The organism is uncultured Maribacter sp. (genome assembly GCF_947500405.1).
Lineage (GTDB): Bacteria > Bacteroidota > Bacteroidia > Flavobacteriales > Flavobacteriaceae > Maribacter_B.
Genome location: NZ_CANMRY010000003.1, coordinates 365,455 through 381,526 on the forward strand (window position 1 = coordinate 365,455; position 16,072 = coordinate 381,526).

The 16,072-nt window shown below is 31.5% G+C and carries 16 protein-coding genes; 5 read left to right on the forward strand and 11 right to left on the reverse strand.

Features of this window, described 5'->3' with window-relative positions; translation table 11 throughout:
- Positions 1 to 4 precede the first annotated feature (4 nt).
- From Q0945_RS05915 to Q0945_RS05945, 7 genes are all read right to left on the reverse strand, one after another.
- Positions 5 to 358, reverse strand: a complete 354-nt coding sequence (locus Q0945_RS05915; RefSeq protein WP_299431958.1) for a DUF4260 domain-containing protein — start codon at positions 356 to 358, stop codon at positions 5 to 7.
- Positions 348 to 1,106, reverse strand: coding sequence for a cyclase family protein (locus tag Q0945_RS05920; RefSeq protein ID WP_299431961.1), 759 nt, complete (start codon positions 1,104 to 1,106; stop codon positions 348 to 350). Before Q0945_RS05920 ends, Q0945_RS05915 begins: the two co-directional genes overlap by 11 nt.
- Positions 1,107 to 1,240: 134 nt before the next feature.
- Positions 1,241 to 2,401, reverse strand: coding sequence for a radical SAM family heme chaperone HemW (hemW, locus tag Q0945_RS05925; RefSeq protein ID WP_299431964.1), 1,161 nt, complete (start codon positions 2,399 to 2,401; stop codon positions 1,241 to 1,243).
- Positions 2,402 to 2,424: 23 nt separating this feature from the next.
- Positions 2,425 to 3,027 (reverse strand): crossover junction endodeoxyribonuclease RuvC, encoded by a 603-nt coding sequence (gene ruvC, locus Q0945_RS05930; RefSeq protein WP_299431967.1) that lies wholly within the window; start codon positions 3,025 to 3,027, stop codon positions 2,425 to 2,427.
- 6 nt (positions 3,028 to 3,033) lie between these two features.
- Positions 3,034 to 3,510, reverse strand: coding sequence for a hypothetical protein (locus Q0945_RS05935; RefSeq protein ID WP_299431970.1), 477 nt, complete (start codon positions 3,508 to 3,510; stop codon positions 3,034 to 3,036).
- 174 nt (positions 3,511 to 3,684) lie between these two features.
- Entirely contained in the window at positions 3,685 to 5,718 is a 2,034-nt protein-coding gene (locus Q0945_RS05940; protein ID WP_299431973.1) for a M56 family metallopeptidase, read from the reverse strand.
- The gene (locus tag Q0945_RS05945; protein WP_299431975.1) at positions 5,718 to 6,077 is read right to left on the reverse strand and encodes a BlaI/MecI/CopY family transcriptional regulator; all 360 of its coding nucleotides are present in this window, start codon (positions 6,075 to 6,077) and stop codon (positions 5,718 to 5,720) included. The genes Q0945_RS05940 and Q0945_RS05945 overlap by 1 nt, the downstream gene beginning before the upstream one ends.
- Positions 6,078 to 6,221: 144 nt before the next feature.
- On the opposite strand from Q0945_RS05945, the gene Q0945_RS05950 reads away from it, so the two are divergent.
- Positions 6,222 to 6,731, forward strand: coding sequence for a DUF456 domain-containing protein (locus Q0945_RS05950; protein ID WP_299431978.1), 510 nt, complete (start codon positions 6,222 to 6,224; stop codon positions 6,729 to 6,731).
- Here the strand turns inward: Q0945_RS05950 and Q0945_RS05955 are convergent.
- Both Q0945_RS05955 and Q0945_RS05960 read right to left on the reverse strand, forming a co-directional pair.
- On the reverse strand, positions 6,728 to 6,919 hold the full coding sequence (locus tag Q0945_RS05955; protein WP_299431981.1) for a hypothetical protein: 192 nt from the start codon (positions 6,917 to 6,919) through the stop codon (positions 6,728 to 6,730). The two genes, Q0945_RS05950 and Q0945_RS05955, sit on opposite strands and share 4 nt — an antisense overlap.
- A gap of 55 nt (positions 6,920 to 6,974) precedes the next feature.
- Entirely contained in the window at positions 6,975 to 7,526 is a 552-nt protein-coding gene (locus Q0945_RS05960) for a nitroreductase (protein ID WP_299431983.1), read from the reverse strand.
- 640 nt (positions 7,527 to 8,166) lie between these two features.
- On the opposite strand from Q0945_RS05960, the gene Q0945_RS05965 reads away from it, so the two are divergent.
- Positions 8,167 to 9,357 (forward strand): hypothetical protein, encoded by a 1,191-nt coding sequence (locus Q0945_RS05965; RefSeq protein WP_299431985.1) that lies wholly within the window; start codon positions 8,167 to 8,169, stop codon positions 9,355 to 9,357.
- 6 nt (positions 9,358 to 9,363) lie between these two features.
- Here Q0945_RS05965 and Q0945_RS05970 read toward each other — a convergent pair whose 3' ends face one another.
- Positions 9,364 to 10,266, reverse strand: a complete 903-nt coding sequence (locus Q0945_RS05970) for a universal stress protein (protein ID WP_299431988.1) — start codon at positions 10,264 to 10,266, stop codon at positions 9,364 to 9,366.
- Between the two features lie 93 nt (positions 10,267 to 10,359).
- Positions 10,360 to 10,995, reverse strand: a complete 636-nt coding sequence (locus tag Q0945_RS05975) for a Crp/Fnr family transcriptional regulator (protein WP_299431991.1) — start codon at positions 10,993 to 10,995, stop codon at positions 10,360 to 10,362.
- Between the two features lie 185 nt (positions 10,996 to 11,180).
- Between Q0945_RS05975 and Q0945_RS05980 the strand changes: the two genes are divergently transcribed.
- The 3 genes from Q0945_RS05980 to ccoN all read left to right on the forward strand — a co-directional run bounded on the left by Q0945_RS05980 (position 11,181) and on the right by ccoN (position 16,072).
- On the forward strand, positions 11,181 to 13,571 hold the full coding sequence (locus Q0945_RS05980) for a heavy metal translocating P-type ATPase metal-binding domain-containing protein (protein WP_299431994.1): 2,391 nt from the start codon (positions 11,181 to 11,183) through the stop codon (positions 13,569 to 13,571).
- A 91-nt stretch (positions 13,572 to 13,662) separates the two neighbouring features.
- Entirely contained in the window at positions 13,663 to 13,851 is a 189-nt protein-coding gene (gene ccoS, locus Q0945_RS05985) for a cbb3-type cytochrome oxidase assembly protein CcoS (protein WP_299431997.1), read from the forward strand.
- 19 nt (positions 13,852 to 13,870) lie between these two features.
- Complete coding sequence (gene ccoN, locus Q0945_RS05990; RefSeq protein WP_299432000.1) at positions 13,871 to 16,072, forward strand: cytochrome-c oxidase, cbb3-type subunit I; 2,202 nt, start codon at positions 13,871 to 13,873, stop codon at positions 16,070 to 16,072.

Sequence of the window (16,072 nt, forward strand, 5' to 3'; positions counted from 1 at the left end):
AATTTTATTTTTTTCCTATTTCTCCAAGGTGTGTAAATCTAAATCCTTTTTCATATTTTAAACCATAACCAAAAATTCTATCCAAACAAGAATGTGAAAACAGAATAGTCCCTGCTAATTGCAAAAGAGGGAATGACAAATATATTCCAATAAAATATAATGCAATTGCCACTCCTTTATGATGAAATAAATTATAACTAAAAGCCCCTACTTTAGAATTTATTATATATCCAAGAGCCCCTATATCTGGTGCTAAAATTAATACTAAAAAAAGCCACCAAGGGTATCCTAAAATGCTAAACATAAAAATGCCAAGAAAAAACATGCAAAGTTCTTCTATTTTTAGACTATTTTTCATTCGTTATAATTTTATACAAAACAGGCTTACTTGGCGATGCATCATTATGAAAAGGTGCTACCTGTAAATCTAACATATAAGTGCCATCTTCAATACTATTATCTACAAAAATAAACTCTGTTATTGTTGCTTGCTTTCTTGGTTCCCCATTTATATTCCAAAATGCTTTATGTGCTACAAGTGCTCCGTTATCTTTTTCTTTATCTACAGAAGGCAAATCTATTAACAAATGTTCTATACCCTTATCTACCAAAAACAATATGGCTTCTTCTGTTAAGTATGGTGGATTAGTATTAGAATACTGCTTTATTTTCTTATCGCTTAAATTAGGAAGTGTTCGTATTATAATAGCTTCTCTTTTTTTATTACCTAGAGCATATTGTAACTGCTTCTTAGATATAATAAAATCTTTTCCCAACGCCTCTGGAGCTACAGTTACCACTTCTGCTAAAAAGAAAAACTGTTTTAACTGCTCATTTATAGAATAAAATTCTTCTGTAATATGTCCTAAACACTCGGTATGTGTCCCGTGCGCATGCGGATTAAATGTTATATCATTAAAATTGGTAGAACTACCCTCACTTACTTTCCCTATAAAATCGCTTTCTGTATGGGGTTCTATTGTTGGGTGCTTTACATACCAGGCATTTACATTAGAGGCATTCCCTTGCAATGCCATAGAAATATCCAAAGGTTTAGATAGGTCTATTTTTACAGTTTTAGTTTTATGTTGAACAGTTGCTAACACAGTTTAATTTTTTATTTTCTACGATATAACATCATAACAAGCTTAAGAAATAAGTGTACAAGAATACTTTTAGAATTCAAGGAAAGTCTCAAAGCATTTAAATCTTGATATTAAGTTAAAGATAAATTCTAATCTTATGTAATCCTAAATAAATCGGAAGCAATTCCGTCTGCTAAGAAATTACCTTTAGGAGTAACCAGCAATACATTTTGGGTTACAACTAACAAACCTTCATCTATATGCTTTTTAGATTGTTGTACTAAATATTCATAATATTCTTCCCCAAATTCAGATGCAACCCTATTTAAAGAAACTCCCCAAATGGTTCGCAACCCCGTCATTACATACTCATTATACCTATCTACAATAGTTAGTTTTTCTACCTCAGCAGGAAGCTCTCCCTTTTCTATTGCTTGTATATATTTGGGGTTGTTTGCTATATTCCAACTTCTATTTTCTCCGTTATAGGAATGTGCAGAAGGCCCTATTCCTAGATACTTTTTACCCAACCAGTACGCCGTATTATTTTTAGAAAAGTAATTAGGTTTTCCAAAGTTAGAAACCTCATACCCAATAAACCCTTCTTTTTCTAAACGTTCTTTTAAAATAAAGAAATGTTCTTGTGCCAACTCCTCATCTAAAGGTGCTAATTGTCCTTTTTTAATAAAACTAGCCAAAGCCGTTTTTGGTTCTACCGTTAAAGCATAGCTAGATATATGTGGAATATTAAAAGACAATGCGGTTTCTATGTTTTGTAACCAAAGTTCCTTTGTCATATTTGGCATTCCGTAAATTAAATCGATAGAAATATTATCAAAAAGTGTTGTTGCTGCTTTTAAAGATTGATGTGCTTGTGTACTAGAATGTGCTCTATTCATTAACTTTAAATCGTCCTCAAAGAAAGACTGTACACCAATACTTAATCTATTAATGTCTGATGCATGAAGTTGTTGTAACTTTTCTGAGGTTAAATCATCTGGATTAGCCTCTAAAGTAATTTCTGGATTCTCTATTACTTTAAAATTACCATAAACCGTTTCTATAAGTTTGTTAATTTCAGAGGTATCTAGTACAGATGGTGTACCTCCTCCAAAATAAATAGTTTCTACAATGGCATCTTTAAACTCAAATTTTCGTAGTTCTAATTCTTTACCAATAGCAGAAAGCATAGCTTCTTTTTTTCCTAAACTGGTAGAAAAATGAAAGTCGCAATAATGACAGGCTTGTTTACAAAAAGGGATGTGGATGTATAAGCCCCCTCCGCCCCCAAAGGGGGAACTCCTTTTATTTTTCATTTTGAAGTTTGATTCTAAAGCTATTATTTTTTCTTTTTACGCAAATTTATTACCGTTGTATTTTTTACACCCCCTTTAGGGGTTGGGGGGCTATTCTGTTTTACAAAAGAATCCCAACCGGTGTAACTTTTACCAACTTCTATTCTGCCCGAATTATAAAAATGACACACCGCAGCTGCGAGTCCGTCTGTGCTGTCTAAGTTTTTTGGTAAGGTTTTTAAACCTAACATACTTTTTAACATTTTTGCTACTTGTTCTTTACTAGCATTACCGCTACCAGTAACTGCCATTTTAATTTTTTTTGGTAAATACTCTGTAATAGGTATTTGTCTAGACAAACCCGCAGCCATTGCCACACCTTGCGCTCTACCAAGTTTTAACATGGATTGTACATTTTTGCCAAAAAATGGTGCTTCTATAGCAATTTCATCTGGATGATAGGTATCTATAAGCTCTATAGTACGTTCAAAAATAAGTTTTAGCTTAGTATAAGGATCCTTGTATTTTTGAAGTAATAACTCATTCATTTGAACAAACTGCATCTTCTTATTTACCACCTTAATTACTCCAAATCCCATTATGGTAGTTCCAGGGTCTATTCCTAATATAATTTTTTCGTTTGCCAAGTTCTTTTAATTACTATGTAAAACTATAGGAATTCTAAATTTTGTAGCTACAGGAATTCCTTTTTTTAATGCTGGGTCTATTTCTGGTAAGTTCTTAAGGCTTTGGGTTATTACACCATCAAACTCTGGCATTTCTTCTATAATTGCAGGGTCCTTTTCTATATTAAGTACTTTAATTTTTCCCATTTTATCAATTACAAATACAACATATGCCGTACTATCTACCTCAGGAGCAATAGTAAACTCAAACTCTTTTAGAGTTTCAGAAAAATGAGAAATCAATTCGTTTTCAAAACAAATTCTTTGTTCCTCTTTAGTTGCTGTTTCATCACAAGTGTAAAAAAGTGGGTAATTATCTATAGTATTCCAGTCCATTTCTAGCAATTCTTTATTTACTAGATTTTGCGTTTTTTCTTCTTTAGATACAAAAGGATTACATGAAGCAAGGCTACATATAAACACAAAGATCCAAAGCTTATTCATTTTACACTATTCTTTTGGGGAAAATTACGATATTTTAAGGACTTTTAACTTTAGTAAAATAATTTAATAAATAACAAAAATGCTTTTTCCTTATTTCCTCTTTAAAAACATAATTCAAATAATAAAATCCGAAGAAAATCTTCGGATTTTTTAATAAACAATGAGAATGTTATTCTACTTTTTAAAAGTTATTTCTATAACTCCATTTTTACCTTTATTACCATATTTTTCGGTTGCAGATTTGTCTTTTAAAACATTAATAGATTCTATTCTATCCTTATCAATTTTTTCCATTTCTTCTTTGGTTATTTCTTTCCCATCTACTAAAATTAAAGGAGGATTATCCATTTTAAGTTTAACTCCATTATCTTGAATCTCTATTCCACTAGAATTTTTATTTACATCTTTCTTTAACTTAAATTCAATTGGAATAGAATAACCTACATCTACACTCTTACCCTTACTCTCACCTGCCTTCATCTTCGGGAGTTTAGATATAATACGTTTTGCTTCTTTCTCTAGTAATTTATGAGGCCCTCTCATTTTTAAACCTGTAATCTCTCCATTTTTAGAAATCACAAATAAAACATATACTTTCCCTTGTATTCCTTTTTCTTGAGCCTCAAGTGGATACTTAAAATTATCTCCAATATGTTTTCGCATCATTGTATTAAAACATGCTCTCTTATCTTCCATACCCTCGCAACCCGGAAAAACTGGAACTTTATCTACTTTTGAAAAAGCAATTGGAGTCTTTCCTTTTTCTTTTTGTAAACTTTCTTTTTTAAATACGCGAACTGCATTTTTAACATCTTCTACTATAACACTTTTATATAGACTTCCTAAAGCAAATACCTTTCCCATCTTTTCGTTAAAACTCTGGATTTCTACCCCTGATAAATCTTTAATGTTAGAGACTTTATATACATAACAATCTCTACCATAAGTATCCGCTTTTTTTACCAAAACAACATCATGTGTTTTTCTTGGAATAGATATATCTAAATTTTTATCTAAAATCTGAAAAGCCTTTCTTCTATTCAAATAATATTCATATTCCTCAGAACTTGGTAATGATTGTTTTCTTGGCTTATAATCCGTCTTCACATCATCTCCAAACCTAACCTTATAATTTTTAGACATTAAATTATTTACTATTCTAAATTTAAAATATTCTTTTTTAGAAAAAATATACTCATCGCCTTTTATGTTTATTTGATTAGCGAAGCTTTTAGAAACTTCTTCCATTGTACCTCCCTTATCTAATTCCTTCTTAATTTCCTTTTTAATCTCCGCTATTAATACAATGTCTTCTGGATTATTAGATTCAGAATTACTTGTAACTCCTTCTCCTTTGGCCATAGAAGTATAAAACAACATCCCCAATACTAAGGGCACTAATAGTAAATACTTTAACTGGTAACTCTTTTTTGATTTCTGTTTTTGTAACATAACTATTCGTTTTTTAATTAATGATGATTTAAAAAATGTATTGATGAATGATATATTTTCTGTCTGAAAAACTTGTGATAACAGTATCTGATACTGCTCTTTTTTATTCTTTTTTGATACTTGAGAATCTGCAATAAATTCATGCAATTCGGATATTCTTCTTTGATAGATATAGACCAAAGGGTTAAACCAGTTTATAATACGCATAACCTCAAAAAACATTAAATCGTAGGTGTGTTTTTGTTTTATATGCACTAACTCATGCTCTAAAATACTCTCATAATATTCCTTTTTAATCTGATCTCCCATAAAAATGGTCTTAAAAAAAGAAAAAGCAGAAGTGCTCTTTTCTAATAGCACTTGGGTATAATTACTAAAAAACTGAATTTTACCCTGTTTTTTTAATCTTCTAAGTTGATATAATTTATAACTAAAAATTAGAAATGCTATGCACATTCCTATTGCTAAAATTCTATTTTCTAAAGGCATATTCAAAAACCAATTAGAGGCTTTTTCTGTAACAACTATTTCTGGCAAGTCTTGTTGCCAGAAATATTCTGGATACACTATAAAATCTTCTGGCAGACTAGTTTTAAGCGCTGTAATTTTTATTACAGGAAACAACAAAGACAACGCATAAGAACCAATAAGATATACCCTATTCCATTGGAAAAATGTTTCTTTCTTTAAAAAAAAATCATATACCATTAGAAAAACTAACTGAAAAGCAATGCATTCTACCACATACTGTATCATTATTCTTCGCTTTTAATATCCTTTAATATGGTTTCTAAATCCGACAGACTCATATCATTTTTCTTCATAAAAAAAGATACCATACTCTTAAAAGAACCCTGAAAATAACCATCTACTATTTTATTTATAGACTGGTTACTATAGTCAGATTTAGGAACTAACGCAAAATAAAAATGCCCCTTCCCTTCTTTTTCATGATCTACAAAACCTTTACTTTCTAAAATTCTAACAATAGTAGATACTGTATTATATGCTGGTTTTGGTTCTGGTAATTCTTTTATTATAGATGCTACATTACATTTTTGTAATTGCCATATAATTTGCATTACCTCTTCTTCTGCTTTTGTGAGTTGTTTCATATTGAACTAAAAGTTTAGTTACACAAATATAACTAAAAAATTAGTTTAAACTAATTTTTTAGTTTAAACTATTAAAATCTATGATAATTTATACCAAATATGTAACAATAACGTACTACATTAGTCCTATAGAAAAACAGTTAAATGGATATCTTCTTAGTAATTTTAGGCTTAATATTAATGTTTGTGGGTATAATAGGTAGCTTTTTACCTGTTTTACCTGGCCCTCCAATAAGTTGGCTAGGAATTTTAGTTTTACATTTAACTTCTGTTGTTCCTAAAGAATACTGGTTATTAGGCGCAACTTTAGCTGTTGCTGTTATTATTTGGGTTCTAGACTATATAATCCCCATTTTAGGCGCAAAAAAATTTGGAGGTACTAAAGCTGGTATGGTAGGTACTGCTATTGGTTTAATTCTAGGTATAGTTATACCTATTCCTGGTGGAATAATAATTGGCCCTTTTTTAGGTGCATTGGTTGGTGAGCTAACAAACAAAGTAGACAATAAAACTGCTCTTAAAGCGGCTTTTGGTTCTTTTCTGGGTTTCCTTACTGGAACCTTCTTAAAATTTGCTGTTTCTATTATTTTCCTTGTACTATTTATTTCTAAAACATGGGAATATAAAAATGAACTATTTCCTTTTATTAATTAATGCAACTTTTTGGCATCAGGATTTTCATTTTCAATACTGTCTTGCTCTCCTAAAGGCACACAATAACTACCACCATCAGGGGTGTTTTGCTCAAAAAAACCTTCCTCACATTTTCCTTGCTTAAGGTCTCCATCACAACCCAATAGAAAAATACCAAAAACGATTATTACTATATTTTTTATTAACATAAATTCTAGTATTTAAAAAATAAAAATATGCTCCAATAAGCTTTATCCTAAATTGTTACAACCACTCTACCTTATCATTTATTGGCTTTCTAACAGCTTCTACTGGTTCCTCATCAGAATATCCCATATAGAAAAAACCAAGACATTTTTCTCCTTCGTTTAGATCAAAAAACTCATCCATATATTTTATAAGTCCCGGAGAACTCCAATAACTACCAATTCCCATTTCTGTGCAACAAAGCCACATATTCTGTACTGCCATTGCTACAGCGGCAACTTCTTCCCATTCTGGAATACTTTCTAAAGGGTCTCTTTGCATACAAATAGCAATTACTGCTCCAGCCTTTTTAGGATTCTCTATAAGTTTTTTAGATTTTATTTGCTTGGGGTTTTCCGTAATATCTATGTATGTATTAGATAAAAATTCTCCCAACTCGGCTTTCTTCTCGCCTTGTAAGACTTTAAAACGCCAAGGTTCGGTTTTTTTATGACTAGGAGCCCAATTGGCAGCTTCTAGTATTTTTTTTATAGATTTTTTTGCAATTGGCTTCGTATTATATTGTGCAGGAAAAATAGAGCGTCTATTCTTTATTATATCAAAAATCATTCACATTTAATTTGCTATAAAGATAAGATTTTAAGAGGTAGATTCTTTAGTAGAGAACAACATACTTATACATGTACCCAATGACTTATTTCTATGGTCATTTTTCCAAACTGCAGAGAGCACTGCTCGTTGCTATATATTTTTTAGTTCTATAAATTTTATGTGCATCTTAAAGTCTTTATTTATTAAAAATATTTACAAGTGATACCTGAGCTGTAAAATTAGTATCTCCTTCAATTCACTACATTCTACAAAACCATAAGAAGCTAAATATCAAAACTTAACAAATGCTCACAAAAAAAGCCTCCCATTATGGAAAGCCTTTCATCGGATAGTATCGATACTATTATCGATAGCTACACTTTGTTTCAATATAAAATTGAAACACAACACAACGGCTCAAAGATACTAAAGTTTTTATCTATTTAAGTATTTGAATAAATAAAACATATAGACAAACTTCCATTTTTAACTACCAAATGTTTCTTCTATAAAATCATCCCATCTGTTTAATAACTATTAAATAAGATTAACTATAAGCAATTGTAACATATAGCGAAAAACCTTACATTTCAACGTGTATTCATTTTCAACATTAGAATGGTATTTAATTTTACAACAGATAATTATTTACTAAGCTATGCGTATATCTGTTTTACTTTTAATTTGTATTTCTTTTGCACTTACTTCTTGTTCTAAAGAAGAGCTAACATTTGAAGAACCCTCTAAAGACAAGTTAACTCCAGAGCTAATGCCAATAGAAGAACCTATTACTATTAATTTATCTGCAGCTGCAATAAAAACTAATAGATGGGTTTTAAATATGCAACAAGCAAACGGGCTTTTAGAAAGTTCTGAAAATTCTGATTTTGTTTCTTTATACGATAACTCTTTAGCTGCTTTAGTTTATATAAAACAAGGAGAAATTTTAAAGGCAGAAAAAATATTTGATTTTTTTAACGATAAGGTTCAAACAGAGTTATTACATGGTTCTGGCGGGTTTTATCAATTTAGAAACAATAAAGGAGAACAAGGTAGTAGAACTTGGATGGGAGATAATGCATGGTTACTAATTGCCCTTAATCACTACCATAAAGCAACACAAACGCAAAAATATGGCGTAATGGCAAATGCTCTTGAAAGTTGGTTGCGTTCTTTACAAATAGAAGACGGTAGTTTAATTGGTGGTTATAATGAAGATGGCTCAGAAATTCCTAAAGTAACCGAAGGTATCATAACTGCTTTTAATGCGGTATCTGGATATGACAACTTTCATACTAGTATTCTTTCTTTTTTAAAAACAAACCGTTGGGATAGCACCGAGAAATTATTAACTGCTTGGCCAGAAAATCCGGATTACAAATATGCTTTAGACTTACATGGTTTAAGTATTGGTATTTTCCCTGATTTCCCTGTAGAAGCATTAACAAAATTAGACCGTTATAAAAACACTCAAATTAATACTACAAATGGGAAGCATATTACTGGGTATGCTTTTGATGAGGATAAAGATGTTATATGGTTAGAAGGTACTGCACAAATTTTAGTTGCTTATCAACAAAAAAATAAAAATAAAGAAGCTAGCGATATAATTAAAAATTTAGAGAAAACATTTATAAAAAGCACCTCTTCTGAAAATGCACAGGGTATACCGTATACCACAAATCATGGTACAAGCTATGGTGCAGGTCTTCTTTGGGATCATGCAGACCTTACTCCTGCAATATCTTCCTCTGCTTGGTATCTTTTTGCGAAATTACATTTTAGTCCCTTTACATTAGGACATAAAAAAGACATTCCTGAAACTGATAAATTTTGGAAAACTAACTAAGCCAAGCTATTTAACTAGAACATTTTGTTCTTTTTTATAAGCATTAGATGGTGGCACCATTCCTAGTTCCGGAATTACTAGTAATGGTATTTGTGTATGAAAAGCGATACGTTTAACAACAGGTTCTCTTGTCACTTTTTCCATATAACTATGTTGGTAATTAAGCATTGCTAATAAATGAATATCTAACTCCGAGCTAAAAATTTCTAATGTTTTAGAGATAGAATTTAACTCGGACACCGTATGCACATAATGCTCTACCTCATCAAAATATTTACGAAGCATTCCTAAGTTAAAATGCTGCAATTCTGTTAATGCCTTTATCTCATATTGTACATGTACAATGCGTATTACAGATTTAAAAGCTTTTGCTAAAGTAATTAATGGTTGTAATTCTGATAGAGAATAAAACCGATTAAAATCTGTCGCAAATGCCATTTCTAAAGGGCTACTATAGTCAAAACGCTCTGGTATTGCTAAAACAGGACAATTTTTAATGGATTTAATAATACGAACCGTATTACTTCCCATAAAAATTTCTTCTACACCAGAACTACCTTTGGTTCCTGTTACTATTAAATCTATATTTTTTTGTTCTACGATTTCCTTTATCTCATCAACTAATAAGCTAAAAGAAGATATGGTTCTAAAAGAATGTTTGGGGTTATTATAACTTTTCTTTACTTTTTTCACTATTGCTTGCAAGCCTTTTTTAGATGCTAAAGAAACTCCACCTTCAATTAGCGTTCCATTTATAGCGGCTGCCATAAAGCGGCTATTTGCTATTGCTGGAGTATAGGTATTAACTAAAAAAAAAGTACATTCTTCTTCTTTAAAAAGTTCCAATGCATATTTAGTTGCATTCCAAGCGTTATCCGAAAAATCGGTGGGTATTACTATTTTTTTCATGCTACTCTTTTAACTAAGTTGTAAAGTTATCTTTAGTGCATTTTTAAAACTATGACAAATGTCAGTTTTGGTATTTATGAAAAATATTTAATTTTAGAATCCTTTTACCAAATCTTGCAGTTCTTTTTCATTGGTAATAATAATACGTTTTCCGGAAGTTTTAAGATACCCTTTTTTCTTAAATTCTGATATAATACGAATACAAGACTCTGTAGCAGTGCCAACCACATTAGCTATATCCTCTCTAGATAAAGTAAGGTTTAAAAATCCTTCCTCATCTACTCCGTAATTATTTTTTAAATATAAAAAAGCTTCTGCTACACGTTGCTTTACAGTCTTCTGAGACATGTTTACAATAACATCGTCTGCCTCTTTTAAATCATGCGCCATATGCCGTAAAACCTCTAAAGTAAAATCGGGGTTTTTATGCATACTATCTAAAATAATCTCTTTTGGAACAAAACATACCTCAACATCATTTACCGCTACAGCACTTAAATTAGTAGGCTCTTCTACAATTACTGCACGTTGCCCCATTACTTCACCTGTAGTTGCTAATTTTACAATTTGGTCTTTCCCGTTTGCACTTAGCTTAGAAAGTTTAGAAACACCATCCCTAACACAATATACTCCATTTAACTTCTCTCCCTCTTCAAAAAGTGCTTCTCCTTTTTTAAATTTCTTAGAAACTTTAGCATCAGAAACTTGTTTTAACTCTTCCTTATTCATTGCCCTTAAGGAATTAAATTTTCGGACTATACAATTTTCACATCTTGTTTCCATAAGTACTGCTTTTTTTTACCTGACACTACAAAATTACACGTAACAAGGTAAACAAAACCTGACAAATATCATGTTTCCTTATTGCCCTTATGACAACCTTTGTATCAGGTATTAGCAAATGTTTAAATAAAATGGAAAAATGTTACCATTGTGGTGATGATTGTACAAGCACTATAGTAGATTTTGATGAAAAAAAATTCTGTTGTAATGGGTGTAAAACCGTCTATGAAATATTCTCTACCAACAATTTATCTTATTATTATGATATAGAAACTTCTGCAGGAGCTACACCTAATATTGTAGAAGGCAAGTATGATTTTCTAGACGCGACTGAAATTACAGAGAAACTGTTAGAATTTAAGGATACCAACATACAAATAATAAACCTATACATTCCTCATATACATTGTAGTTCTTGTATTTGGGTATTAGAAAACCTTAATAAATTAAACCAACACATTAGTAATTCTCAGGTAGATTTCCCAAAAAAAACAGTCCGTATTACCTATAATCCAAAGTCTATTTCTTTAAAAAAAGTAGTGTTACTATTATCGCATATTGGGTATGAACCTACCATTTCTTTAGAAGATTATAATAATCCAAAAAAAAGTACTACCAACACACTCCTTTATAAATTAGGAATTGCAGGTTTTGCTTTTGGCAATGTTATGTTTTTATCATTCCCAGAATATTTTGATTTAGCTTCTAGTGCCCAAAATGGCGGCGAGTTTTGGTTAAACAAATACCAAGATATTTTTAGGTGGATTATGTTTGCCTTTTCGCTACCTGTAGTTTTTTATGCTGCGCAAGATTATTTTATTTCGGCCTATAAAGGATTACGTTCTAAGCTTTTAAATATTGATGTTCCTATTGCTCTTGGAATTTTAGTTTTATTTTTAAGAAGTACAACAGAAATTATTCTACAATGGGGACCCGGTTTTTTTGATAGCCTTACTGGGCTAGTTTTCTTTCTATTATTAGGGAAATTTTTTCAACAAAAAACCTATTCCTTTTTGTCTTTTGAAAGGGATTATAAATCTTACTTTCCTATTGCTGTAACACGTATTTTACCTAACAAAAAAGAAGAAACCACTCAAGTTTATGCCATAAAAAAAGGAGATAAAATTCTTATTAGAAATGAAGAATTAATTCCTGTAGATGGCATTTTACTTAGTGTGTATTCTAAAATAGATTATAGTTTTGTTACAGGAGAATCGGAACCTGTAACAAAAGTCTCTGGAGATAAAATTTTTGCTGGCGGCAAACAACTACATAGTGCCATAGAAATGGAAGCTTTAAAAACAGTTTCTCAAAGTTATCTTACACAACTATGGAGTAATTCTATTTTTAAAACCAATAAAATAAGCAGGTTCCAATCTATTACAGATAGTATTGGAAAACGTTTTACTATTGGGGTTTTAAGTATTGCTTTTTTATCTACTTTATTTTGGTTGTTGTATAATCCAAGTATGGCGCTAAATGTTTTTACAGCCGTACTTATAATTGCCTGCCCATGTGCTATTGCATTAGCTTCTCCTTTTACCTTAGGAAATATGCTCCGTATTTTTGGTAAAAATAAATTCTATCTTAAAGACACCTATACTATAGAGCAATTAGCTAAAATAGACACTGCAATTTTTGATAAAACTGGTACTATTACTACCGCCAAAAAAAGCACTGCTACTTATGAAGGTTATTCCCTCTCCCAGGAAGAAGAGGCTTTATTAAAGAATACACTCCGTTCTTCTAACCACCCTTTAAGTAGGTCATTATATGGTATGCTAACAGAACAAAGTATTGTAACATTAGACGAATATGAAGAACATATAGGAAAAGGAATAATAGGCACTAAAGAAAATGCTACGATTAAAATTGGCTCCGCAAGTTTTGTAAAAAATACTAGCATTAAAGATGCTAAAAACACATCGGTACACATAAGTAGTAATGATAAATACAAAGGGAGATTTATTTTTAAAAATGAATACCGAGAAGGGGTGTCTAATTTATTTTCAAAAATGTCTAAAACATTAAAATTAGCTATACTTTCTGGGGATAATTCTGGGGAGAAAACTAGATTAGAAAAATTACTTCCAAAACTTACTCCACTATATTTTAATCAAAAACCAGAAGATAAATTAGAGTTTATAAAATCTCTTCAAGACCAAGGAAAAACGGTAATGATGGTTGGCGATGGTTTAAATGATGCTGGAGCTTTAGCACAGAGTAATGTTGGTATTGCAATTTCAGAAAATGTAAATGTATTTTCTCCTGCCTGCGACGGCATTTTAGATGCTACAAAATTTCAGGAATTATACACTTATATCCTAGCTTCTAAAAAAGCGATAAAAATTATTAAATGGAGTTTTCTGCTCTCATTATTATACAATATAATAGGGCTATACTTTGCCATTACAGGGCAACTAGAGCCAGTAATAGCAGCCATATTAATGCCTTTAAGCTCTATAAGCGTAGTTGCTTTTACAACAATTGCAACCAACTTTTTAGGTAAAAAATTACGCTAAAACGCAGGTTTAAAAATAAATTCAAAACCTGATAAAAGTCATATAATAGGTAGTATAGCAGGTGTAATTTTACATTGCAATTCAGGTAGGTATGAGTGTTATATATGTGTTATTAACGATTAGTATTATTGTTGCTATTATTTTTTTTGTAGCATTTATTCTATCCGTTAAAAATGGACAGTATGAGGATTCCTATACCCCATCTGTACGTATGCTTTTTGAAGATGAGCTAGTAGTAAAAACTACACCAAAAAAAGATTCTAAAAATAAATCCAACTAAATAAAAAGAGGAATTAATTATGGAAGTACAACAGTTTTATTACGATAACAAAGTCGTAAAAAATTTCCTTTACGCCACTATGTTTTGGGGTATTATAGGAATGTCGGTAGGACTTTTATTAGCCTTTATGTTTTTGTTCCCAAATGTAACAGATGGCATAGCATGGTTAAGTTTTGGTCGTTTGCGCCCTTTACATACAAACGCAGTTATTTTTGCCTTTGTGGGTAACGCAATTTTTGCAGGAGTTTACTACTCTACCCAACGTTTACTTAAAGCTAGAATGTTTAGCGATTTTCTAAGTAAATTTAATTTCTGGGGATGGCAACTTATTATTGTTGCAGCAGCAATTACATTACCATTAGGGTATACAACATCAAAAGAATATGCAGAGCTAGAATGGCCTATAGATATTGCTATAGCTTTAGTTTGGGTTGCTTTTGGGGTAAATCTAATTGGTACTATGATAAAAAGAAGACAACGTCATTTATATGTTGCCATTTGGTTTTATGCGGGTACATTTGTAACCGTAGCCGTACTTCATATATTTAATAGCTTAGAACTTCCGGTAAGTGCTTTAAAAAGTTACTCAGTTTATGCAGGAGTACAAGATGCCTTAGTACAATGGTGGTATGGTCATAATGCCGTAGCATTTTTCTTAACTACTCCGTTCTTAGGGCTTATGTATTATTTTGTTCCTAAAGCAGCGAACAGACCTGTTTATTCGTATAAACTTTCTATTGTTCACTTTTGGTCTTTAATATTTATTTATATCTGGGCAGGACCGCACCACTTATTATATTCTTCCTTACCAGATTGGGCTCAAAATTTAGGAGTTGCATTTTCTATTATGCTTATTGCTCCTTCTTGGGGTGGTATGATAAATGGTTTATTAACTCTAAGAGGTGCCTGGGACAAAGTAAGAACAGACCCAACTTTAAAATTTATGGTAGTAGCCATTACTGGTTATGGCATGGCAACGTTTGAAGGACCTATGCTTTCTTTAAAAAATGTAAATGCCATTGCCCATTTTAGCGATTGGATTATTGCTCACGTACATGTAGGTGCATTAGCATGGAATGGTTTTATGACTTTTGGAATGATTTACTGGTTGGCGCCAAAAATGTTTAAAACAAAATTATACTCCAATGGCCTAGCTAACTTCCATTTTTGGATAGGAACTTTAGGAATCATCCTTTATGCTCTGCCAATGTATGTTGCTGGTTTCCTACAAGCGTTAATGTGGAAAGAATTTAACCCAGACGGAACTTTAGTTTACGGTAACTTCTTAGAAACTGTAACCGAGATTATTCCTATGTATTGGATGCGTGCTATTGGTGGTAGCATGTATATAATTGGAGCTTTAGTAATGGTATACAACATTGTACTAACTATAAAATCTGGAGTAAAAGTTGAAGACGAATTAGCAGAGGCTGCTCCGCTTACTAGAGTTTCTAAAAAGAGAACTGCTGGCGAAACTTTTCATACTTGGTTAGAACGTAAGCCAATACAATTAACCATTTTGGCAACCGTTGCAATCTTAATTGGCGGTATTATTCAAATAATACCAACTATTATGGTAAAATCTAATATCCCAACTATTACCAGTGTAAAACCTTATACACCACTAGAATTAGAAGGTAGAGATTTATATATAAGAGAAGGTTGTGTTGGTTGCCATTCGCAAATGGTAAGACCATTTAGAAGTGAAGTAGAACGCTATGGCGAATATGCAAAAGCAGGAGAGTTTGTATATGACCATCCATTTTTATGGGGAAGTAAACGTACTGGACCAGATTTATTACGTGTAGGTGGAAAATACTCAGATAACTGGCATTTAAACCATATGTACGATCCGCAAAGCACCTCCTCGGGTTCTATTATGCCAGCATACCAATGGTTGGTAAGAGATAAACATGACCGTAGCGACGTGCAAGCAAAAATGGAAGCCATGGTAAGTTTAGGAGTACCATATTCCAAAAAAGATATTGCTAATGCAAATGCTACAATGGCAAAACAAGCAGAAAAGATTGAAAAAAACCTTTACGCGGATCCAGATTTTGCTAAAAACTATGAAGAAGACAAAAAATATGCTGCTGAAAACGGAGAAGATTTTGTAGAAATGCGAGATAGAGAAATAGTTTCTCTTATTGCTTACCTACAACGTTTAGGAACCGATATTAAAGTTAAAGAAACAGGAGAACTAATCTCAGAAAATAAATAA